The organism is Aminobacterium sp. EBM-42 (genome assembly GCF_001896635.1).
Classification (GTDB): Bacteria; Synergistota; Synergistia; order Synergistales; family Aminobacteriaceae; genus Aminobacterium; species Aminobacterium colombiense.
Map to the genome: position 1 here is coordinate 105,826 of NZ_MPPC01000006.1, position 21,077 is coordinate 126,902.

23 protein-coding genes are annotated in these 21,077 nt (G+C 44.6%); 1 reads left to right on the forward strand and 22 read right to left on the reverse strand.

Features of this window, described 5'->3' with window-relative positions:
• From amrA to nadE, 9 genes are read right to left on the reverse strand one after another with little or no spacing between them, the layout of a single operon-like run.
• Positions 1–1,308: an AmmeMemoRadiSam system protein A gene (amrA, locus tag BUC50_RS01370; protein WP_013048257.1), complete on the reverse strand. Its 1,308-nt coding sequence runs from the start codon at positions 1,306–1,308 to the stop codon at positions 1–3.
• A gap of 21 nt (positions 1,309–1,329) precedes the next feature.
• Complete coding sequence (queA, locus tag BUC50_RS01375; protein WP_273311858.1) at positions 1,330–2,379, reverse strand: tRNA preQ1(34) S-adenosylmethionine ribosyltransferase-isomerase QueA; 1,050 nt, start codon at positions 2,377–2,379, stop codon at positions 1,330–1,332.
• 17 nt (positions 2,380–2,396) lie between these two features.
• Positions 2,397–3,827: a SpoIID/LytB domain-containing protein gene (locus tag BUC50_RS01380; RefSeq protein ID WP_013048259.1), complete on the reverse strand. Its 1,431-nt coding sequence runs from the start codon at positions 3,825–3,827 to the stop codon at positions 2,397–2,399.
• A gap of 32 nt (positions 3,828–3,859) precedes the next feature.
• On the reverse strand, positions 3,860–4,084 hold the full coding sequence (locus tag BUC50_RS01385) for a DUF2905 domain-containing protein (RefSeq protein ID WP_013048260.1): 225 nt from the start codon (positions 4,082–4,084) through the stop codon (positions 3,860–3,862).
• The gene (gene ruvB / locus BUC50_RS01390) at positions 4,072–5,130 is read right to left on the reverse strand and encodes a Holliday junction branch migration DNA helicase RuvB (RefSeq protein WP_013048261.1); all 1,059 of its coding nucleotides are present in this window, start codon (positions 5,128–5,130) and stop codon (positions 4,072–4,074) included. Before ruvB ends, BUC50_RS01385 begins: the two co-directional genes overlap by 13 nt.
• Positions 5,131–5,140: 10 nt before the next feature.
• Positions 5,141–5,746, reverse strand: coding sequence for a Holliday junction branch migration protein RuvA (ruvA, locus tag BUC50_RS01395; RefSeq protein ID WP_013048262.1), 606 nt, complete (start codon positions 5,744–5,746; stop codon positions 5,141–5,143).
• Complete coding sequence (gene ruvC, locus BUC50_RS01400) at positions 5,740–6,264, reverse strand: crossover junction endodeoxyribonuclease RuvC (RefSeq protein WP_013048263.1); 525 nt, start codon at positions 6,262–6,264, stop codon at positions 5,740–5,742. The genes ruvA and ruvC overlap by 7 nt, the downstream gene beginning before the upstream one ends.
• Positions 6,257–7,006, reverse strand: coding sequence for a YebC/PmpR family DNA-binding transcriptional regulator (locus tag BUC50_RS01405; protein WP_013048264.1), 750 nt, complete (start codon positions 7,004–7,006; stop codon positions 6,257–6,259). The genes ruvC and BUC50_RS01405 overlap by 8 nt, the downstream gene beginning before the upstream one ends.
• A gap of 33 nt (positions 7,007–7,039) precedes the next feature.
• On the reverse strand, positions 7,040–7,786 hold the full coding sequence (nadE, locus tag BUC50_RS01410; RefSeq protein ID WP_013048265.1) for an NAD(+) synthase: 747 nt from the start codon (positions 7,784–7,786) through the stop codon (positions 7,040–7,042).
• A gap of 208 nt (positions 7,787–7,994) precedes the next feature.
• Here nadE and nikR point away from each other — a divergent pair, with 208 nt between their 5' ends.
• Positions 7,995–8,402, forward strand: coding sequence for a nickel-responsive transcriptional regulator NikR (gene nikR / locus BUC50_RS01415; RefSeq protein WP_013048266.1), 408 nt, complete (start codon positions 7,995–7,997; stop codon positions 8,400–8,402).
• A gap of 292 nt (positions 8,403–8,694) precedes the next feature.
• On the opposite strand, the gene argF is transcribed toward nikR, so the two are convergent.
• From argF to BUC50_RS01480, 13 genes are all read right to left on the reverse strand, one after another.
• Positions 8,695–9,645 carry an ornithine carbamoyltransferase gene (argF, locus tag BUC50_RS01420; RefSeq protein ID WP_213700243.1) on the reverse strand — a complete coding sequence of 317 codons (951 nt, stop codon included), beginning with the start codon at positions 9,643–9,645 and terminating at the stop codon, positions 8,695–8,697.
• A 23-nt stretch (positions 9,646–9,668) separates the two neighbouring features.
• On the reverse strand, positions 9,669–10,739 hold the full coding sequence (gene ispG / locus BUC50_RS01425; protein ID WP_213700244.1) for a (E)-4-hydroxy-3-methylbut-2-enyl-diphosphate synthase: 1,071 nt from the start codon (positions 10,737–10,739) through the stop codon (positions 9,669–9,671).
• Positions 10,740–10,756: 17 nt separating this feature from the next.
• Entirely contained in the window at positions 10,757–11,794 is a 1,038-nt protein-coding gene (gene rseP, locus BUC50_RS01430; RefSeq protein ID WP_013048269.1) for an RIP metalloprotease RseP, read from the reverse strand.
• Positions 11,784–12,986 carry a 1-deoxy-D-xylulose-5-phosphate reductoisomerase gene (dxr, locus tag BUC50_RS01435; protein WP_013048270.1) on the reverse strand — a complete coding sequence of 401 codons (1,203 nt, stop codon included), beginning with the start codon at positions 12,984–12,986 and terminating at the stop codon, positions 11,784–11,786. The genes rseP and dxr overlap by 11 nt, the downstream gene beginning before the upstream one ends.
• A complete protein-coding gene (locus BUC50_RS01440; protein ID WP_013048271.1) occupies positions 12,983–13,807 on the reverse strand; it encodes a phosphatidate cytidylyltransferase in 825 nt (274 codons plus the stop codon). The genes dxr and BUC50_RS01440 overlap by 4 nt, the downstream gene beginning before the upstream one ends.
• A complete protein-coding gene (gene uppS / locus BUC50_RS01445) occupies positions 13,788–14,474 on the reverse strand; it encodes an undecaprenyl pyrophosphate synthase (protein ID WP_013048272.1) in 687 nt (228 codons plus the stop codon). The genes BUC50_RS01440 and uppS overlap by 20 nt, the downstream gene beginning before the upstream one ends.
• Before the next feature lie 4 nt (positions 14,475–14,478).
• Positions 14,479–15,117, reverse strand: coding sequence for a uracil-DNA glycosylase (locus BUC50_RS01450; protein ID WP_013048273.1), 639 nt, complete (start codon positions 15,115–15,117; stop codon positions 14,479–14,481).
• The gene (locus BUC50_RS01455; RefSeq protein WP_148211328.1) at positions 15,114–15,968 is read right to left on the reverse strand and encodes an Asp23/Gls24 family envelope stress response protein; all 855 of its coding nucleotides are present in this window, start codon (positions 15,966–15,968) and stop codon (positions 15,114–15,116) included. The genes BUC50_RS01450 and BUC50_RS01455 overlap by 4 nt, the downstream gene beginning before the upstream one ends.
• Positions 15,969–16,341: 373 nt before the next feature.
• Positions 16,342–17,649 carry a UDP-N-acetylglucosamine 1-carboxyvinyltransferase gene (gene murA, locus BUC50_RS01460; protein ID WP_013048276.1) on the reverse strand — a complete coding sequence of 436 codons (1,308 nt, stop codon included), beginning with the start codon at positions 17,647–17,649 and terminating at the stop codon, positions 16,342–16,344.
• Positions 17,650–17,699: 50 nt separating this feature from the next.
• Complete coding sequence (wecB, locus tag BUC50_RS01465) at positions 17,700–18,830, reverse strand: non-hydrolyzing UDP-N-acetylglucosamine 2-epimerase (protein WP_013048277.1); 1,131 nt, start codon at positions 18,828–18,830, stop codon at positions 17,700–17,702.
• Between the two features lie 16 nt (positions 18,831–18,846).
• The gene (locus BUC50_RS01470; protein WP_052292837.1) at positions 18,847–19,704 is read right to left on the reverse strand and encodes a glycosyltransferase family 4 protein; all 858 of its coding nucleotides are present in this window, start codon (positions 19,702–19,704) and stop codon (positions 18,847–18,849) included.
• A 44-nt stretch (positions 19,705–19,748) separates the two neighbouring features.
• Positions 19,749–20,846: a uracil phosphoribosyltransferase gene (gene upp, locus BUC50_RS01475; RefSeq protein WP_013048279.1), complete on the reverse strand. Its 1,098-nt coding sequence runs from the start codon at positions 20,844–20,846 to the stop codon at positions 19,749–19,751.
• Between the two features lie 135 nt (positions 20,847–20,981).
• A partial coding sequence (locus BUC50_RS01480) for a sodium ion-translocating decarboxylase subunit beta (protein WP_273312734.1) occupies positions 20,982–21,077 on the reverse strand: 96 nt, incomplete at its 5' end.

Consider the following 21,077-nt stretch of genomic DNA (forward strand, 5'->3'; position numbering starts at 1 on the left):
TCAGTCCCTTCTTTCTGGGAAGCGCTGTACCGTGAATCGATATATGGTTACATTGTCAAGAGAAAAGATTCCAGCTTTCTGGGAAGCGATGGTCAATTGCTTTTCTACACTATCCACTCCCTCAAGATCCGGCAGAAGAACCCCTTTTCTCATTCCCTTGGAAACGATGACTCCATATCGTTTAGGATCCAGGTCATTTTCTGAATCAATTTTTTCTGGCTCTGAAAGTATATCCACAGAAACGACGATATTTTTTAATTCTTCTTGTTCCACCGGCGCAAAACGGGGGTCTTCTGACGCAGCTGCAATAGCGTTTTCTATTACTTCTTCCGAAAGGGATGAATATGACGAAAGAATAGTGCCAATACACCCTCGCAGATGACCTTCTTTTGTTTTTAAAGAAACGAAGCAGGCTCCCTTCTGGTCTAGTGCTTCTTCTGGAGACCAAGACTTTTGCTCATCTTTTGTCGGTTTCCGTTTTTCTTTTACATACATTTCTATGGTTTTACGAGCTAGCCCTGGGTAGGTCTTTTGGGGGATGGCTAGAGCTACAGCATAGCCGACTCCAAAGGGCGCTTCATAAGAGAGAAGTTTTGTCGTATGGCCAGAAAGACCAAGAAAGATGAGTACTGACCGCAGGCCGCATTCCCCGGCTTCTTCAATGGTTCTCATAGGCAAACTGAGAAGAAGATCTGGATCAGAGTGTTGAATTGCGCGAACTACCTGTTCATCAAAGAATGCGCCAAGAGGTGAATATCCGGCTGGGGCGCCAGGTTTAACTCGATGAGAAAGATCGCCGCTAGCAACAAGTCCCCATTGAAGGGCGTCACGGAATTGATGAAGCATTTCCCCGACTTTAGCCGATTCCTCAAGGGTCAGCCCTATAGGATTAGCCAAAATGAGGTTGGGCAAAGAACCCCATTTTTTATAAAAAAAGTATAGGGGGACAAGGGAAGCATGATCAAGATGCCCTTTCTTTTCTTTTATGACTTCCACTGGTACACTTTGTTTGAGATAGTTGCTTATTAACTCTGTTTTTTCTTCGTTGCCGTTAATTTGCATTGAAATTTCAGGAACACCAAATAATGAAAGATCCCCTTTATAGAGCTGAGCTTCAAGAAACAAAAGTCCCCGAGTGTAAGGAGCATGGGGAGAAAGTAAAAAGAGAATATCCGGCTTCTCTTTTTCAAGCCTTTGTGTCAGATCAGACATGCCTTGAATAGTACGAACAGCTTCTTTTTCATTGCCACGCCCAACTTCCGGAATAATGATAGGCGGATGAGGAACGAGACAAGCCCATTTCCACATAGCAGCACCACCCTCCTTATCTTACTGTATCAGCATGGCATCTCCAAAAGAGAAGAAACGATACCCCATTTTCACTGCTGTTTCATAGACCTCCATAATATTGTCGTACCCCGCTAAAGCGGCTACAAGCATAAGAAGGGTACTTCTGGGAAGATGAAAGTTTGTAATAAGACCGTCAATTACTGAGAATTGGTAACCAGGATAGATAAAAAGAGAAGTGTTTTTTCTACCGTACTGGACAACGTTTTCATCATGGGTTGCCATGCTCTCCAATGTCCTTGCAACAGTAGTGCCTGAAGCGATAATCCTGCGACCCTCTTCTTTGGCTTTTCGTATGAGAGCCGCTGTTTCCTCTGGTACCTCGCAATATTCTTCATGAATTACGTGTTGACGAATGTCTTCTTCCTGAACAGGTCTGAAAGTACCTAAGCCAACATGAAGAGTAACCCAGGCAAAAGTTATGCCATGTTTATCCTCAAGATCCCTCAGCTGATTTTCTGTAAAGTGCAAACTTGCTGTGGGTGCTGCGGACGATCCGTTGCGTTTTGCAAAAACGGTTTGATAGTCTAGTGCTGTAGCCGTGGTGCTTTTTATGTAGGGCGGAAAAGGAATCTCTCCCACTTCTTCCAGCAAAGACAGCACATTACATTCTTCTGGGAATCGGACAACACGAACTCCATCAGCTAATGCTTCCTGTACCTGTACCGGTATGTCTTCCCTGACGATAACGATACTTCCTGGTCTAAGCCGCCTTCCCGGCCGAACCAGTGCTTCCCATCTTTTCCACAGTCCGTCCAGCGGCTTGAGAAGCAGTATTTCAGCTCGGGCACTGCCCTTTTCTTTAACGCCAAAGAGGCGGGCGGGAATAACTCGCGTGTCGTTTAAGACTATGACATCTCCTTCCTTCAAAAAACGATGAAGTTCGTAAAAGCGAGAATGAATCATAGTTCCGCTGTTCTTATCGAGCACAAGAAGTCTCGAATGATTGCGAGGAGAGGCAGGAGTTTGCGCAATACGACCTTCAGGAAGATCATAAGCATAAGATTCTATGTCGTAAAGGTTTGGTACCATAAACCGTCATCGCCTTCTTATCGTTGTTTAAGATTTGTACCTGGGTAGTAATGCTGAAGTATTTTAGCATATTTCCACCCCTGCTCAGCGAGACTCTTGGCTCCCCATTGTGAAAGGCCTACACCGTGCCCCCAGCCCTTGCCAGAAAAAACAAAGGTTCCCTTAGATGGTCTTCTTGAAGAGCTCTGGGCAGAAACTTTAGATGGCGCCCCGGCTGCTTTTTGTTGGGTGCCCTTCTTTAATACTTGCAAAAGATATGTCTTTTTCTTTTCTGGGTGCATAAGCATGTCTATCATTTCATTAGCGGAAAAAGCACCTTGCTGTGTCAATGTGATGAGGCTCTGCTCTTCTTCCCAAGTCATAGGGCCATTAATGTCTCCAAGGTCTTCTTTTTTTAATGACGTGGGCTGGCTCCCAGTTGAAGTATTGCGTTGAGGCCCTTGGATTGTGGAACTGCCAGTCTCCCCATTAATAGTGAAGAAGGTGCTTCTTAATTGTGTCGGGCCGACAGCCATTCGGAATTGATGTGTCTTTATCTCCTTCGTACCATGGCTCCCCTTTGCTATAAGGGTTACAGGGCGGCCAAAAGCATCCCGCTGATTCACTTGGAGATCTATGACATCTCCGACGTTTGCTCCAGTTTTATTGAGTGCTTCCTGGATTTGCTGTGAAGAGAGAGTGAGATTCCACGATGAATAGGGAGAATCATAGGAAGCGGCTTCCTTGACACCTCTCAAGTATGGAATGGAACTGCTCCATACTTCAGCAACATTGGCAGTGGCGCCCCCACTGTCTGAATGAAAGGGGGTAAGGGCTAAATCAGAACCATAAACTACGACAACGCCTTTTGTTTCTTTAATGGCCTGGTCCGTTCTGGAAGTTTCAGCATTGACTCCCCGATAGACCTGGCAGTTTGGGGTTGCCGTGAGATCAAATCCCTTACTCCCATATTTCCCCCTGTTCTTTAAAGCATAGGTTCGAGAGATGACAGCCTGAGCCTTTAAAGCCTCAAGATGCCAGGCAGGATTTGTTTCCATTTTTAGAACACCTCTCAAGTAGTCTTCTACGTCTAACACATTGACCACATTAAAGGAGTTGCCATTGCTGAGAATGCGAATAATGCCTCTGTACTCTACTTTGTTGAATTTTAAGAAGCCTTTAGAGCTTAACTCCAGAGGAAGTTTAAGAGAATGTTTGCCAATCTTAACTGTATTTTTGCTTGCGTATCCAATAGTAATATTATTGTTTGCCCGAAATTTTTTACCGTTGCCGTCTTTCAAGATGATTGGAGACTTCGCCGAAATGGTTGTCTGTGAAAGACCTATTCCCACGCCAACTCTTATGGGGTTGGGTTCTGCTTCTGCACGGGAGCTGCTTATTAGGGGGGCATCTGAAAAGCTGCCCCCAGCGAGTATTAATAAAAAGATGATCCAGATCATTCGTTTCATGGGAGAGTGGCTCCTCCTTCTCTCTTTTGTTGTTATTTCATCCACCGTCCAATAATATTCAATACAATCGTTAAAACAACGCTGACAACCAGCATAGTTGTAATAGGGGCAAAGACTGTCACGTTTTTTCGAGTATAGGTAATGTCTCCAGGCAGCTTCCCCAGTGGAATATTGAACCTGCCTAAAAAGAGGACAACAACTCCGGCGATACAAAGTATAATCCCCATAGAAATAAGAAGTTTGCCTACTCCTTGCATATGCCAGATTCCTCCTCTTGATAAAGCTCTAGTTGATCGTTTAATGTTTCAGGAGGGTTCTTGCCTAGGTAAAGATAACCATTTCGTGTGGCCTTTCTCCCTCGTGGCGTTCGTTCTATCAGCCCTTTCTGAATAAGGTAGGGTTCATAAATATCCTCGATAGTCTGACCTTCTTCGTTCAATGCGGCTGCTATTGTTGAAAGGCCAACTGGTCCCCCATCGAAAAGTTCAACAATAACCTGCAGTATCCGTCGGTCGCCGTCATCAAGGCCAAGGGTATCCAGGCCGAGCATATTCAAGGCAACAGATGCTACTGCTGTATTGATAGAAGGGGATTGACGAACCTCTGCGACGTCCCTTACCCTTTTAAGCAATCTGATAGCCACCCGCGGTGTTCCTCGAGACCTTCGCGCTATTTCATAGGCGGCTTCCTCTTCAATTTCAATTCCCAGAACCTTTGCGCCTCTTTGAACTATTTCGGAAGTTTCGTCTACATTGTAGAGAGCCAGTTGCTCTACTATGCCAAACCGCGCCCGAAGGGGCGAAGTGAGCAGTCCAAGTCGTGTTGTTGCCCCTACAAGGGTGAAGGGCGGAAGGGTCAAACAGATGTTATTGGCCAATGGCCCCTTCCCAACAATGATATGGAGGCTAAAATCCTCCATGCTTGGATAAAGAATCTCTTCAACATTTGCAGGGAGTCTATGTATCTCGTCAATAAAAAGCACATCAAAAGGTTCTAGATTCGATAAAATCGCGGCAATATCGCCAGCTTTTTCCAAAGCTGGCCCCGTGGTAACTCGGAGCTGTCCCCCCATTTCATGGGCGATGATTCCAGCCAGGGTCGTTTTCCCCAAACCTGGAGGGCCATAAAAAAGAATATGGTCAAGGGCTTCTTTTCGTTGTCGAGCCGCTTGAACATATATTGATAGCTTATCTTTAAGTTTTTGCTGTCCAACAAAATCCTGTAGACTTGATGGGCGAAGAGTGAGCTCTTCTTCAAAATCTTTTTTCTGAAGGTCGAAAAAGTTCGTTCTTTCTTCTGTCACGCTTTTCACCTCAGTTTCTTTTCAGCTCACGAAGGGCTCTTTTAAGCAGAATGTCCTCTTTTGTTGTGTCAAACTCAGATCCCATTTCTCTTTTTAGACGATTCATAACGCTATAGACCTCGTTTTGTGTAAATCCGAGAGATCGAAGGGCTGCCGCTACTGTGTTTTTAACCAATATGGACGGAACCTCTTCTTCTGCAAATTCGGCAAGCATCTCTTCCGATAAATGGCGTTTCAGTTCAAAACATAGTCGTTCAGCGGTTTTCTTCCCAACTCCAGGAACCTGAAGAAAAGTGTCTGTGTCGGAAGTTGCAACTGAGCGTATTACCTGAGTTGGAGAAAGTGTTCTCAGTACGGCCAGCCCCACTCGGCCTCCTACCCCCTTTACCGTTAATAGCTTTATAAAAACTTCCCGTTCCTGCTCACTGGAAAAGCCAAAGAGAGTCGCGCCATTTTCAGAGACCTGCAGGTAGGTTGTGAGGCGTATGGTTTCATTGTCTTCACATAGCCGAAGTGCGCTTCCTGAACAGAGTATGTCAAAACCAAGGCCGTTTACATCAAGTATAACGTTTTCTTCGCCGATATGGAGAACTTTCCCTTCGAGACTTCTCAACATAAAAATCCACCCGCTTTCGCTTTTTTGCTGTAAGAATGAAGGGCTATGCCTGTAAGGGCTATGGCTATAGCATCAGCCGCATCGTCAGGTTTTGGAATTTCCTTGAGATTCAGCATGCGCTGTACCATTCTTTGCACTTGTTTTTTATCAGCAGAGCCAAAACCGCAAACAGCAACCTTTATTTGAGATGGTTTGGGTTCATAAACAGGCAATTTATATTGAGATGCCAAAAGCAGAACTATGCCACGGGCCTGCCACACATATTCTGCAGTGGTTGTATTTCTGCCGAAAAAAAGTTTTTCCACTGACATAAAATCTGGGGAGCAGCATTGAATCCGCTCCCCAAGTTTGTTGTAAATCATTTCGAGCCGCAGAGAAATATCGGTTTTAGCGGGAGTTTCAATGCAGCCAAACTCCTCTGCGAAGAAGGAATGGCCTTCCTTTCTAACCAACGCAAATCCTAAACGGCCTAAACCAGGATCAATCCCGATACAGGAGATAGAAGCTTTATTACTCAATTTGTTCCATAATTTCGTCTGGAATGTCGAAGTTTGCATAAACATTCTGAACGTCATCATGATCTTCAAGATTTTCGAGCAGCCTCAAGATTTTTTGCGCATGCTCAACAGTATCAACAGCAACGGTGTTGTTAGGAACCATTTCAGACTCCGCGCTGGCCACTTCATACCCAGCGGCTTCAAGGGCTGCCTGTACATCACTGAGTGCGGCGGGCGAGGTATAGACAGTATATCCGCCTTCTATCTCTTCAAAATCTTCAGCTCCCGCTTCCAGGCAGGCAAGCATAATAGTTTCTTCGTCAATGTTTTCTCCTTTGACCTCGATAACGCCCTTCCTTTCAAACATCCATGCCACACAGCCTGATTCGCCAAGAGATCCGCCACCCCTTGCGAGAAGGGCTCGTACATCAGCGGCAGTACGATTGCGGTTATCGGTCAGAGCTTCAATCATCAGCGCGACACCGTTGGAACCATAGCCTTCATATGTAATCTCTTCGTAGGAAGCTCCGTCGATTTCTCCTGTACCTCTTTTTATGGCTCGTGTGATGTTGTCGTTTGGTACACTTGCGGCTTTGGCTCTATCTATAGCCGTTTTAAGACGAACATTCATCGAAGGATCTCCGCCACCTTCTTTAGCGGCAACAATAATAGCTCGTACCAATTTTTGAAAAAGATTTCCCCTCTTTGCGTCTTGGGCAGCTTTCCTATGTTTTATATTTGCCCATTTTGAATGTCCGGACACGAACAATCACCTCTTCTATAAAATTCTAATTCATTATTTTTTCGGTATAATACAAACCGGCGGCAGCTCCCGTTTGTGGGCTGAGCCGCGGTAGCGTTCTTCTATGCGTTTCCTAACTTCCTCTTTTACGTTTCCTGTTGCAATATATGAATCTATCTCATCATAGGTAAGACCCATTTCTGCTTCGTCAGTTTGTCCTTTCCAGAGGCCTGCTGAAGGGGGCTTGTAAACAATTTCCTCAGGTATCCCTAGAAATGTGGAGGTTTCTCGAACTTCTTCTTTCAAAAGATCCCCCAAAGGCCAGATGTCTGCACCTGAGTCGCCATGCTTGGTGAAGTAGCCGGCAACAATCTCTGCTTTGTTACTGGTTCCGCAGACAAGGTAACCCATTGATTGAGCAAGGGCATAAAGGGTTGTCATCCTTAGCCTCGGTTTAATGTTCGCTAGGGCTAAAGGGTTAATGTAGACATTAGTCTCTTTAAGACGTTGAACAAGGGTGTCATAGGTGGCGGTAATGTCTACTACAGTGGATGGGATGGAAAACAGTTCTATTAATTTTTCCGCATCCTGCTGGTCTTCTGAAAGGCTATGGCATGGCATTATGACTCCAAGCATATTGGTGCCAAAAGCCCTTCTTAAAAGTACAGCTACAAGGGCAGAATCTATTCCCCCGCTTAGACCAACAACACAACCCTTAGCCTTTGCCGCAGATGCTTTTTCCTCCAGCCATTTTTCTATAGCGGCAACAATTGTTTCCGGAGAGCGAACATATGTTTTCATTATAAATTCACTTTCCTTCCTTCTCCGTTTTATCTCATTCTAGCATATATAGCCCTTCATCAGAGGACAGGGACATCTGCATAAAGGGGCAAGACTACCAATTTTAACATGAAACCACCGCGTGATCACAGATTTATTCAAGAGTTAGAATCCTTTTTTATCATTTATAATGGTGTCAACCAAGACAATATGAGGGGGCTGCTTAGCATTGGAGAAACTAGTAAGGTTTGGGGTCGCTGTACCAGAGTCATTGCTGGAAGAGTTTGACCATTGGATAAAAAGGTCAGGAATGCCTAATCGATCAAATGCATTACGGCAACTCATCAGACAGTCTATTTCAAGAAACCGATGGGAAGAAGGTGCTGGGACAGTTTTTGGAACGCTCACTATTCTTTATGACCATCATTCCCATGATGTTTCTGCAGAGCTGACCAATGTTCAACACGATTTTGGGGATGTCATTGTCTGTACATCCCATGTTCATCTTGATCATGCCCATTGCCTCGAGGCCATTGTTTTACGTGGTTCTGCCAAAGAGATTCGGGAATTCGTAAAGGCTATTTCTTCTATCAAAGGTATTAATACGGCAGATCCTGTTATTACAACGACAGTGTAAATGAAAAAAGGGCGGCATCCTGCCGCCCTTCACTTATTAAATACCTCAGCCAGATGAACAGGATCCGCAAGATCCTCCGCACCCTTTTTTGCCGAGAGTTTGCCCTTCTAACAGAATGAGGATTTTCCCCCTGCACTCAGGGCACTTAATGGAAGAATCTCTGCCCTCTTGCTCAAAAACCTTTCCGCAGGAAGCACAACGAAAAACCCTCTTTGTTTGTTCCAAATCTATTCCTCCTAACCATTCATTCTCAAAGAGATCATACCCCATAGAGGTTTATTTATCAAGAGAATTACAAGTTTCCTATTGTGGCCACTATCACAGCTTTAATAGTATGGAGGCGGTTTTCAGCCTCATCAAAAACTTTTGATGCCCTTGACTCAAAAACCTCTTCTGTTACTTCTTTCTCTTTGTAAGCCGGTAAGCAATGGAGGAAAATTGTATCATTCCTTTCAGTGGCTTTCATGAGCTGAGCATTGACCTGATAAGGCCGTAGTAACGCTTCTCTCTCTGCTTGCCGGGCTTCTTCTCCCATGGAAGCCCAAACGTCGGTATAGATTGCGTGAGCTCCAATAACGGCTTCATTCGGGTCTTCTATAAGGGAAATGCTTCCTCCTGTTTTTGCTGCCATTGCCTTGCATTCAGCATAAAGTTCTCTTTCGGGGAAAAGAGTGGAGGGAGAACAAATAACAAAATGGAGTCCAAGTTTTGCGGAGCCTATCATAAGAGAATTGGCCATGTTATTCCTGCCGTCTCCAGCATATACAAGGCGAAGTCCCTGAAGATTCGTTCCAAAATTTTCTTGTAAAGTCAAAAAATCAGCAAGGATCTGGGTGGGGTGATATGTATCAGTGAGGCCGTTCCAGACGGGAACGCCAGCATAGGCAGCCAGCTCTTCAACGAAAGACTGTTTAAAACCCCTATATTCAATGCCGTCAAACATTCTTCCCAAGACGCGGGCAGTGTCCTTGACATCTTCCTTGCCGCCTAGATGGATATCGTTTTTGCCAAGGTACTCAGCGTGTCCCCCTTCATCTATACATGCTACTGTAAAAGCACAGCGGGTGCGAGTCGAAGATTTTTCGAAGAGGAGGGCAATGTTTTTCCCTTGAAGTAAATTTCCTCGGATGCCGGCTCTTTTTTTAGCTTTTAATTGAATAGCAAGATCAAGGAGATAATAAATTTCCTGTTCTGTAAAATCTTTCAGTGTCAAAAAATGTCTTCCCTTGAGACTCAATGGCATAGCTGTCTCTCCCCTCTTTATCCTTATTTATCTATTTCTCTGTTTTTCTTCAACGATTCCACTAATAATACTAATTTGTGGGGCATTTCATCAAGAGAGCACTCCCCCACAACATGTCCCTTTGTAAACAAAATCATTCCGGAAGGCGATCCCGCAATACCGATGTCCGCACTTTTTGCTTCCTGAGGGCCGTTGACCTCACATCCCATAACAGCAACGGTCAGACCATCAGGGAAATCTTTTAAAAAAGGTTTTATGCGTTCGACTATTGAGGCAACATTAATACGGCGCCGGCCGCAGGTCGGGCAGGAAATGAGGTGTACTCCATGCTCTCTCAAACCAAGAGAACGCAAAATCTCGTATCCGGCCTCCACCTCGGCCACTGGATCGTCTGTCAGACTGACCCTTATTGTGTTTCCCACCCCCTGAGCGAGCATAAGGCCTATTCCAGCTGCACTGCGAACGAGACCTGTCATGCCGGGGCCTGCTTCTGTTATTCCTATATGGAGAGGGAAATGGGGGTATTTTTCACTCAACATAAGATTGGCCCTGACAGTTTCTTTCACATCTGTTGATTTTGCAGAAAGGATAATACGCCCAAAGTTTTCTTTTAGCAATAAATTTAACTGTTCCTCTACTGCTATTACCAGGGCCAATGCACGGTCTCCCTGAGCTTCCAGCAATTGGCGATAATTAATTGAACCGCTATTAGCCCCTACCCTTATAACGATGTCTCTTTCAAGGGCTACTTCTATTAGTTTCTGCAGCTTGAAAGGCGGCATGTTCCCAGGATTAATTCGAATAGCGGGGCATCCGGCATCTATAGCTGCTATTGCCAGGTCGGGGTCAAAGTGGATATCCGCCATTACAGGTATATCTAAATCTATATTTAATTGTGAAAGCTCTGCCTTCAGATCTGCATGGGGAAAAGCTACGCGAAGAAGCTCGCATCCCGCATCCTGTAATGCCTTGCATTGCCCCAGAGCCTCGTTGTAGGCTGATAGAGGCTCTTTAAGCATGCTTTCAACCCGCACAGGGGCGTTTTGTCCTATTTTTAGATCCTTTATTTTTACATGGCGATATTCCATACTCATAACAATTCCTCAATATACTACAGATTAAAAATTTTGCTGATGTCTTTCCATGTTATAAAAAGAATCAATGTGATCAGCAATATAAATCCAGCAAGATGAATGAAGTTTTCAATACGTTCGGGAAGGCGCTTTTTAGTAACTATTTCCCCCACTATAAAAACAAGGCGCCCACCGTCGAGGGCTGGAAAAGGGAAAAGGTTTATTAGCCCCAGATTAAGGTTAATGAGGGATAGGAAAGAAATAAAGGGCCATATGCCCTGTTTTGCGGCCTCTCCTGCCATAGTGGCAATGCCAATAGGGCCGGAAACGTCCACGTCCTGGGCCTGCAGAACCCATCTGACGATCCCTTGTATCATTTCTACACTCATGTTCACTGTGTAAGAAAAGGCGTTGGTCCAGGCCGATAAAAGGCCATAACGCATCATTGGTGGCCGAATGCCCAGTAATTGCGCCCCATATTTTGCTGAATACGGTATTGCGACTTCCTTTAAGAGCAACTGTCCGCCCCTTTCAATTTCAAGGGTAACGGGGCCCTCTTTTGCCTCATCACGAATAGCTTTAGCCATGCTGGGCCAATCTGAAACGTGTACGCCATTAACAGTTCGTATAATATCACCTGGTTGTAGCTCAATGTGTTGAGCAGGCAGATTTTCCATAATGTCCCCTACTACTGGAGAGCTCATATCGATGACCCCATGGGCAGAAAGGAATATAGCTGTTAGAGCCATGGCCAGAAGGATATTGACCAAAGGTCCATTTAAAAGAATAAAAAAGCGCTGCCATGCTTTTTTATCGTTGAAGCCTTTCCCTTCTTTAACCTCTTCACCCGGTTGCTCCTCGTCCATTCCGGCAAGACGGACAAACCCTCCGACAGGGAAGGCCCTTATTGACCACAAGGTCTCCCGTCCCTTCTTTTGCCAAAGTACCGGACCCATCCCGAAGGCAAACTCGTGAACCTGAACTCCGCAGGCCTTTGCGGTTCTATAGTGTCCATATTCGTGAGTGACAACGCAAATACCGATGACTAAAAGAAAGGATAATACACTAACGATCATAAGATTTTCTCTCCTTGCCGCACCTGCCGGCACTTCTTATCAATGCTCGGGCCCTCTCTCTCCCTCTTTCTAAAATTATAAGGCTTTCTTCAAGGGTTTGTGGTGCATTATCATTATAACTCGATAGAACCTGCTCTATCACTAGGGAAATTTGCGTAAAACTTATTTCTCTTCTTAAAAAAGCGTCAACTGCTACTTCATCAGCTCCCACGAGAAGGGACGGATAGGGACCTTTTTTCCGCGCTGCTTCCTTAGCGAGAGCCAGACAAGGAAATAACTTTTCGTCTGGTGGATAGAATTGTACCGTAAGGGAATGGACTGAAAGAGGCATAATCTGAGGCAATGCGGATAAACGCAAACGTCCTGGGTAACTTAACGCAGTTGCCGCGGCAAGGCGCATGTCTGGAGTAGAGGCGGCCATTTTAAGAGTGCCGTCTGTAAAACGTACAATACCATGGACAATCGAGCCGGGACAAATAACGGCTTTTACCTGAGTATGTTCTAGATCAAATAAATACATAGCCTCTATTATCTCTATGCCTTTATTCATAAGGGTGGCACTGTCTATACTCACCTTGTATCCCATATCCCATACAGGATGAGCCAGTGCCATTTCAGGAGTGACATGCCTTAGAGCTTTCTGATCGTAAGTTCTGAATGGACCGCCGGACGCAGTGAGGTAAATTTCTTCTACAGTTTCTTTGTCCTCTCCTTGAAGGCATTGCCATATGGCATTATGTTCGCTATCAAGTGGACGAAGCTGATCTGTGCGCCGCACCAGGGGCATAACCCATGGTGCGGCTACTACAATACTTTCTTTATTGGCCAGAGAAACGTTCTTATCAGCCAGAAGGGCTTTTTGAAGGGCTTTAATAGCTGCTGTGCCTGAGGACGCAAAGACGACATGATCTATTTCGGGGTGAGTTACAATATATTCCAGGTCATCATCTGTTTCATAAACAGATACTTCACTTTGAAGTGTACGCAAAATTGAAGCTGCTTCCCGATCTGTCAGGGCAGCTCCTATTGGATGAAACTCATGAATGAGATCGTTCATTTTTAGGGCATTGCGATGAGCTACAAGAAAAATTATCTTAAATTTTTCGGGGAAGGCCCTGCAAATATCGAGAACAGACGACCCCACACTGCCAGTTGCGCCTATAAGAGCTATATGGCAAGGATTTTTGCTCAACCAAGAATCACTCCAAACAGAAAGAATGTAAGGGTTCCATTAATAAGAATGCTGTCAAAACGATCAAGTACCCCTCCATGGCCTGGTATAAGCTGGCCGCTGTCTTTCACTTCCGCTTCTCTTTTTATAAGAGACTCCCCAAGATCCCCCAATTGCCCGGCGAACCCACATATTATCCCAATATATAGAAATGGAAATGGAGGCATAGCGCTGTAATAGGCTATAAATACCGAAGCAAGAATGCTGCCCCCTACTCCTCCGCCGAAGCCCTCCCATGTCTTTTTAGGGCTGACTGCTTCACAAAACTTGTTTTTCCCCCACTGTGATCCTACAAGGTAGGCCGCTACATCGCAACTCCATGTACAAAAAAAGAGAGTGAAAAGCAAAAGTTTCCCGAGGGGAAGGGCTCGTAAAAGGACCATAAAGCTCCAGGGGAAGATAATATAAATAAGGCCGGAAAGGGTTCCGCCTAAATTCCATATAGCGTAGCTGGAATGGGAAAACTGCCGGCGCAAAATTTCGATCAGCAGCAATATAAAAGTGGTTAATGTCAAAACCATTAAAATAGAAATAGGACGAAAATGTTCTGCAGAGGCAAGTAATATAAGGCCCCCTGCTAAAAGTCCAATTCCTTTGGAGACACGAAATTTTTTTGATAGAAGCTGATAGAATTCCCATAAAGAGAGAAGACCTATCAGTGACGCAACAGCAAACCAGTAATTGCCTCCAAGAAAAATAGACGCGAGTATGATAGATGCGAGAATGAGCCCGCTAGAAGCGCGTATTGCGAGCTCCTTAGTTTTATCGTTGAATGCCGCCATAACGTCGATCCCTCTTTTCGTAGGAAAGTATAGCTTCTTGCAATGCCTCTTTGTTGAAATCGGGCCATAACAGGGATGAAAAGTAGAATTCGCTATAACTTCCTTCCCAAAGCCAAAAATTACTGAGACGATATTCTCCGCTCGTCCGAATAATTAGATCAGGGTCTGGAAGATCAGGCAAATATAGATAAGATCGTATGGTTTCTTCTGTGACCTTTCCTTTATATCCATCTTTTAGTAACTTTTGAACTGCATCCACTATTTCTTGTCGGCCGCCATAGTTCAAACAAACGATAAGCTGAAGGCGTTGTCCTTTTTCTGTTTCATTTTCTGCCTCATGGATAATTTCTTGAATGTCTTTCGGTAACTCCTTTGTCCTTCCTGCGAAGCGAAGGCGAACATCTTCCTTTACAAGTTCCTGCACTTTTTTATTAATGTAATATCGAAAAAGGGACATAAGTCCTTTTACTTCGGTTTTTGGCCGCTTCCAGTTCTCTGTAGAGAAGGCGTATAGCGAAAGATAAGGAATGCCAAAATCCGCTGCCGCTCTAACTGTGCGTTCCACTGCTTTAACCCCCGCACGATGGCCCAACAGTCGAGGAAGATGGCGCTTTTTTGCCCATCTCCCATTTCCATCCATAATGATAGCTATATGTTTAAGTGACATGTTGTCATTGGCCCTCCCTGGGGGATAATTGGTCTAATTTCTCTTTTACAGCGCGAATATCCTGCCATGTCAGGTCTTTAGGACTGCCTTTTTTTCTAGATTCATTTCTCAGAAGATAACTAGGATGAAAAATTGGCATGAGATCAATTCCCCTCCATTTGAACCATCTTCCCCGAAGATTGCTTATACCCTCAGATGTTTTGAGAAACCACTTAGTTGGGGTATTCCCAAGACACAAGATAATAGATGGGCGGATAAGGGCTATTTGGGCCTCCAGATACATATTGCAAGTCATCATTTCCTCAATTGCAGGAACCCTATTGTGGGGGGGGCGGCATTTGACCACATTGGTTATATATACATCTTTTCTGGAAATGCCCGCGGCTTTTAATATTTTCGTTAAAAGCTGTCCAGCTTTGCCGACAAAAGGTTTGCCTTGTTCGTCCTCCTCTTCTCCAGGACCTTCCCCTACAAGCATCAAATGTGTTTTTGTGTTTCCTTCACCAGGAACTGTAGATACTCTTGTTTTGTGCAATCCGCATTTGCCGCATGAGGATATTTGCTGTATTAATTCTTTCCACGCAAGTTTCTGTGCTTCTTTTATATCTTCTCCAGTTGGAATGTAGCATCTTTTTTCTGTCATTCTATGAACACTCCATTTATCAAAACGTTAACTTCTCTAATGTCCATGCCTGTAAAATACCGTACGGCCTTGGCGCTTTTCCAGCGTATTCTCTCCCCTATAGTGCGAAAGGTGACAGCTCCAAGGGATAAGGTTACCGTTACTGTTATTTCTATGGCATCATCGATAGGGCGGACTTTAATATCCTGAATGGCCCTTACCTGTCCGGTCCGTTCTGTAAGATATCTCACAATATCTATAATGGCCTGAGGTTCAATGCTTAGTTCTCCGTAAAAATTAAAAGGAGGGCGCACGATGGTACGTTCCCCTTCTTCCTTGTCAACTGTTTTGAAAAGGTCTCGAAGATGCCCCACAAGCTTGCCGGCAAAGTTTCGTCTTATTTGAGCCCTTGACACAGGAATGACGTGCTGACCTTTGGTCAAACGCTCTTTACGTGCGCTTTTAATGTCCTCTGCTGATGCCACATCACCTATATGGATAAATCTTTCTGGCTGAGGAAGATTGAGGATACGCACGATCTTTAAAGCCATAGCCGTTGAAGTAGCTATGATCATCACGGTACAGGGCGCCTGTTTTTCTAGAAAAGAAACAACTTCTTCTCTATGTTCGGGAAATTCGAAGAGGGCACGACGAATGGCTCTTACAAGATTCTTTTCTGACTTGGCACTTTTCCCTGTCATAATTCTGCCACGCGCAATAACCAGCCCGTCATCTATAATATAATCAACGTTATTATCTGTCGCTACGTACTGGGCCCTTTGACTTTTACCTGTACCAGCCGGTCCTACGAAAGCTATAACATGTATCATTTGAAGAGAGTTTCTAGCTGTTGTTGAATCCAATTTATTCATCACCCTGTTCAATATAGTCAGGAAATGTTCGTTTTAACAGGTCAAATTACCCCTGCGGTTTTCCTGATGAAGTCCCTGCAAGAGAAATTGTCGGCTTGATCTCTTGATACTAATTTTACCAGTATTAGAGCAATTTGGTGAAATTTGGTTTAATTTAGTTCCATGCCATGGCTTCTTTGCTTGAAGTGTTTAAGAGCTGTATAAACCCAATTTTCTTATCTCTCTGCCAGGACACTGTTTTAAAGAACAGGTACCATTCAAGTTTTTCTTTAATAACATACGTAAAACGGGATGAAGATTCCTTCTCATCCCGTAACGAGGTGTTATATCCTAAGTCAAAATAAACTTTCAGCAGTTTGAAAACGAGCACTGATTAGGAGTCTTCCTTCATGACAGCTCCGTTGACCTTTGTCCCCACAGATTCTGTAGGCATAATTTCAACCTGTCCTCCCAGCTGCTGGAGTTTCTTGTCCATATCTTCATACCCACGCCACACATGGCCTATATGGTATACGCAGGTTTCGTCCTTTGCGGCCAGACCTGCAAGGATGAGGGCCGCTCCAGCTCTTAAATCCGTAGCGCTTACATCGGCTCCCACAAGGTGCTCAACCCCTGTAACCACAGCGGTGTTGCCCTGCAACTCTATTCTAGCTCCCATGCGGTTAAGCTCGCTTACATGAAGAAAACGTGCCTGAAAGACTCCTTCCTGGATCACGCTCGCTCCATCGGCGAGGGCAAGAGTAGCCATAATCTGAGGCTGTAAGTCTGTTGGGAAGCCCGGGTAGGGCATGGTTTTCAGCGAAACGGCCTTTAGCCGGTTTATAGGGTGAACAATAACAGAATCATTCTTTACTGTGAAAGATGCTCCGCCCTCTTCTAATTTTGCAATAAGAGAATCGATATGTTGGGGTATGACATTCTCGATCTCAATTTCTCCACCTGACATAATACTAGCCAAAATGTAGGTGCAAGTTTCTATACGGTCAGGGATAACTATCGTTTCTGCATCGTGAAGTTCGTCTACGCCTTTAATTCGAATAACCCCGGTTCCTTCCTCTTCAATACTAGCTCCCATTGACTTCAACGTTTGAACAAGATTAGTAATTTCCGGTTCTCGCGCAGTGTTTTCCAAAACGGTTTCCCCTTCTGCAAAGACAGCTGCCATAAGAAGATTTTCTGTTGCACCGACAGAGGGAAAATCAAGATAGATACGACAACCTTTCAATCCGTTTGCAGTAGCATGAACAGCACCATGAACCAAATCAATTGATGCTCCCATACGGGAAAGGCCTTTCAGATGAAGGTCAATAGGACGGCTTCCTATGGAACAGCCGCCTGGCAAAGGTAAGACTGCACGTCCGCAACGGGCCAGAAGAGGACCAAGAACCAATGATGAAGCACGCATTTTACGTACTAGATTGGATGGGGTTTCCCAAGAGAGATCTTCGGGAATAGAGATAGACATTTCTCCTTTTTCATATTGGATCTCAGCACCGAGTCCCCGCAAAAGATCTGCCATAGTTAAAACATCATGGAGACGAGGAACTTTGTGTATATTGAGGGTTCCGCTTTTAAGAAGAAGAGAAGCTGCCATTATGGGGAGAGCGGCATTCTTAGCTCCCTGAGCTTCTATTTTCCCACGAAGAGGAACTCCACCTGTAATTTTCATTTTATAGTCCACTGCGATCACTCCTGGTCACAATATAAAGGCACAAATAAATTGCATCTATTTTAAACGATATTCCATGGATTAAAGAAATTGAAAATATGTTTTTCTATTTTTTCTGCGGCAGTTCCATCTCCAAAAGGACTTTTACTTCCAGCAACAAGATTATCATATTCCCTCTTATTAGAGAAAAGCCGAAGTGTTTCAAAAATAATTTTTTCCTTATCTGTTCCCACCAGAATTCCGGTTCCCTCATCAATAGCTTCTGGCCGTTCAGAAAGATTTCTCATGATAAGTACTGGTTTCTTCAGGAACGAGGCTTCCTCCTGAACGCCTCCACTATCGCTCAGTATAAGATAACTACGGTTCATTGCCTGTACAAAATCTGGGTAATTAAGGGGATCTGTAAAAATAACCCGCTCACTTTTGCCAAGACAAGATCTTATGACATCTCTCACCGCAGGGTTTTTATGGAGTGGAATTAAAAAATAAACATGAGGGAGCTCGGTTAAAAGATGTTTAATTGCCTTGCATATTTCTTTTAGCGGTTCGCCCCATGATTCTCTTCGGTGAGCTGTCATAAGGATAAGAGGCGCATCCTCGGGCAAAGAATACTCTTTTTGCGGGGCATGGCCTCGATTTTGCCTAAGGGTCCAGGCAAGAGCGTCTATTACAGTATTTCCCGTTACAAAAATACGTTCTTCCGCTACGTTTTCAGAAAGTAGATTGTGCTTCGCCCTATCTGTGGGGGCAAAGAAAAGCGTTGCCAGGCGATCTGTAATAACTCGATTAGCTTCTTCTGGGAAAGGCTGCTCAAGATTCCCGCTGCGCAGCCCCGCTTCTACATGTCCTACTGGGATTTTTCTGTAAAATGCTGACATTGATGCGCCCAGGGTTGTCGTTGTGTCGCCATGGACTAAGACAAGGTCAGGTTTTTCTTTATCGTAAATCTCACCAGTGCCAACGAGAACACGGGAGGTAATATGGTCAAGAGTTTGGCGAGCTTTCATAATATGTAAATTTTCATCGGCATGTATGTCAAAAAAAGAAAGTGCCTGATCAAGCATATCAGAATGTTGTCCCGTTGCGAGGACAAGGGTTCGGTAGGCAGTGTTTTTTTTCAAAGTAAGAATGACCGGCGCCATTTTTATGGCTTCGGGTCTTGTTCCTATAACGCAAATAATAGTGCGAGTCATTTTTTCCTCCTTGACCTTACAAAGTGAACCGTCCATAAAAGAACATTCCCAGCTCAAGCAAAACCCATTGAAGAAGTGCCATGATGCTCAGAGTGGCTATTGACGACAACCCGCGATCAAGCAATCTATGGTGCAGGTGTCCACGGTCAGGCATAAAGGGTGATCTGCGTTCTATAATCCTGCGAAGGATGGAGGCAAGAGTATCGACAACTGGGACACCACCCCATAGTAACAGCAATAAAGCTAGCTCACTAGAGGAGATGCGAGAATAATTTCCGCTTTGATAAAAACTGAAAATAAGCTGCGAAGCAAAAAGATAACCTAATAGAGTGCTGCCCCCATCTCCGAGAAACGTTCTGGCTTGAGGAAAATTCCAGTGTAGAACTCCTACTGCCACGGCTGCTATTGGCCACCAGATTTCAGGAGTTCCAAACCGGGATGCCGTAAGAGCCGCGATTACAAACATAAAGAGACAAAGCCCGTTTAACCCGTCTATAATATTGTAGGCGCTTGTTACACCGGCAATCCAGACTATGAGCAATACCCGATGAGAAAAGGGTATATTAAAAGGCAAAAGCACAAAGGCGGCGGCAAAAAGATGCAGGATCAATCTAATCTTCGGGTTTAATGGTTTTATATCATCCCAGTAGCCGCAAAGAAAAACAATAGTTGCGCCTATTGATAAAAGCTTGAGAAAGAAGTTTTCGGGGGCACAAAGAAGAATCCATAATAAATAGCCCATCCATAAAACAATACCTGCGCCCCTGGGAATATTGCCCAAGTGAATCTTTCTTCCTCCAGGGACGTCGAGAATTCTATACCTATTGGATAATTTCATGGAGAGGGGGGTCATTCCGGCTCCCCACCCCATCATAAGAATACATATAAATATAAGGCGAAGCACAGCTGCACACCGATTTACTTGGTTCCAAAGAGTCTATCACCGGCATCACCCAGACCAGGTACAATATATCCATGATCATTGAGGTAATTATCAAGGGCTGCGGCATAAATATCCACGTCTGGATGGGCTTGGTGAACTCGTTCCACACCCTCTGGTGCAGCAATTAGGCAGACAAGGGTTACCTTGCGTGCGCCTCTTGACTTAACAAGGCTGATGGCTGCTGCTGCAGATCCCCCTGTTGCCAGCATCGGATCAAGTATAAATATATCACGTTCGTTAATATCACTTGGTAGTTTGCAATAATATTCAACGGGCTCTAGGGTTTCGGGGTCGCGGTACAGGCCAATGTGTCCAACTTTGGCATTGGGGATGACTTGCAGAATTCCGTCTACCATCCCAAGTCCGGCCCGAAGCACAGGAACGATTGCCAATTTTTTCCCTTCGAGGGTATAACCGATGGTTTTCTCTATAGGGGTTTCTATTTCTATTTTTACAAGGGGCAGGTTACGTGTAATTTCATAGACCATAAGTCCTGCGATTTCTTGCACGAGTTCTCTAAATTCTTTTACCGACGTGTTTTTATCACGAATAATACTTACTTTGTGTCGGACAAGTGGGTGATCGAGAATGACTATTCGTCCTTCGCCGCTACTTGAGTATGTAGGGGCAAGTTTTTCTTCGAATTGTTTTATTTTACTTACCCTACGCTCATGACGATTCCCTTTAAAATTAGTATCAAGCCAGAGGTCGGCTATTTCATAAGCCTGGAGTTCAGAGATAATCCGTCCACCCAGAGAGAGAATATTAGCGTTGTTATGTTGTCTGCTTAAAACTGCGAGTTCTGGTGTGTTGCATAGAGCTGCGTAAGCTCCCGGAACCTTATTTGCAGCAATTGACATCCCTATACCGCTGCCGCAAACGAGAATACCGCGCTCCGCTTCCCTTGCTGCAACACTTTGAGCAACAGCAAAAGCCACATCAGGATAATCACACGAAACACTATCGCTGTCTGTCCCAAAATCAATAACCTCATGCCCTTTTTCGCAAAGATGGGCCTTTAGGGCGGATTTTACGGGAAATCCAGCGTGGTCTGAGCCTATAGCAATTTTCATTTCTATTAACCCCCCACGTACCTTTTTTTAAAACCCGCAATATAATAACACGTAAAAAGAAGTCTTTCCCGCATAAAAACGGGAAAGACTTCTTTTTCTCATGCTTTAGAAAAATTATTTCTAAAACAAGCCATTTTAGCTCAACAGTGTAAGCATGACGGCTGCAGCCACAGCAGTTCCGATGACGCCGGCCACATTAGGTCCCATGGCATGCATGAGGAGGAAGTTGCC

Bases quoted from the DNA above. Each gene is read 5' to 3' on its own strand.
- amrA (WP_013048257.1), bottom strand. From the start codon at position 1,308: ATGTGGAAATGGGCTTGTCTCGTTCCTCATCCGCCTATCATTATTCCG.
- queA (WP_273311858.1), bottom strand. From the start codon at position 2,379: ATGGTACCAAACCTTTACGACATAGAATCTTATGCTTATGATCTTCCT.
- BUC50_RS01380 (WP_013048259.1), bottom strand. From the start codon at position 3,827: ATGAAACGAATGATCTGGATCATCTTTTTATTAATACTCGCTGGGGGC.
- BUC50_RS01385 (WP_013048260.1), bottom strand. From the start codon at position 4,084: ATGCAAGGAGTAGGCAAACTTCTTATTTCTATGGGGATTATACTTTGT.
- ruvA (WP_013048262.1), bottom strand. From the start codon at position 5,746: ATGTTGAGAAGTCTCGAAGGGAAAGTTCTCCATATCGGCGAAGAAAAC.
- nadE (WP_013048265.1), bottom strand. From the start codon at position 7,786: ATGAAAACATATGTTCGCTCTCCGGAAACAATTGTTGCCGCTATAGAA.
- argF (WP_213700243.1), bottom strand. From the start codon at position 9,645: ATGCCATTGAGTCTCAAGGGAAGACATTTTTTGACACTGAAAGATTTT.
- ispG (WP_213700244.1), bottom strand. From the start codon at position 10,739: ATGAGTATGGAATATCGCCATGTAAAAATAAAGGATCTAAAAATAGGA.
- rseP (WP_013048269.1), bottom strand. From the start codon at position 11,794: ATGATCGTTAGTGTATTATCCTTTCTTTTAGTCATCGGTATTTGCGTT.
- BUC50_RS01440 (WP_013048271.1), bottom strand. From the start codon at position 13,807: ATGGCGGCATTCAACGATAAAACTAAGGAGCTCGCAATACGCGCTTCT.
- uppS (WP_013048272.1), bottom strand. From the start codon at position 14,474: ATGTCACTTAAACATATAGCTATCATTATGGATGGAAATGGGAGATGG.
- BUC50_RS01450 (WP_013048273.1), bottom strand. From the start codon at position 15,117: ATGACAGAAAAAAGATGCTACATTCCAACTGGAGAAGATATAAAAGAA.
- BUC50_RS01455 (WP_148211328.1), bottom strand. From the start codon at position 15,968: ATGAATAAATTGGATTCAACAACAGCTAGAAACTCTCTTCAAATGATA.
- wecB (WP_013048277.1), bottom strand. From the start codon at position 18,830: ATGACTCGCACTATTATTTGCGTTATAGGAACAAGACCCGAAGCCATA.
- BUC50_RS01470 (WP_052292837.1), bottom strand. From the start codon at position 19,704: ATGATGGGGTGGGGAGCCGGAATGACCCCCCTCTCCATGAAATTATCC.
- upp (WP_013048279.1), bottom strand. From the start codon at position 20,846: ATGAAAATTGCTATAGGCTCAGACCACGCTGGATTTCCCGTAAAATCC.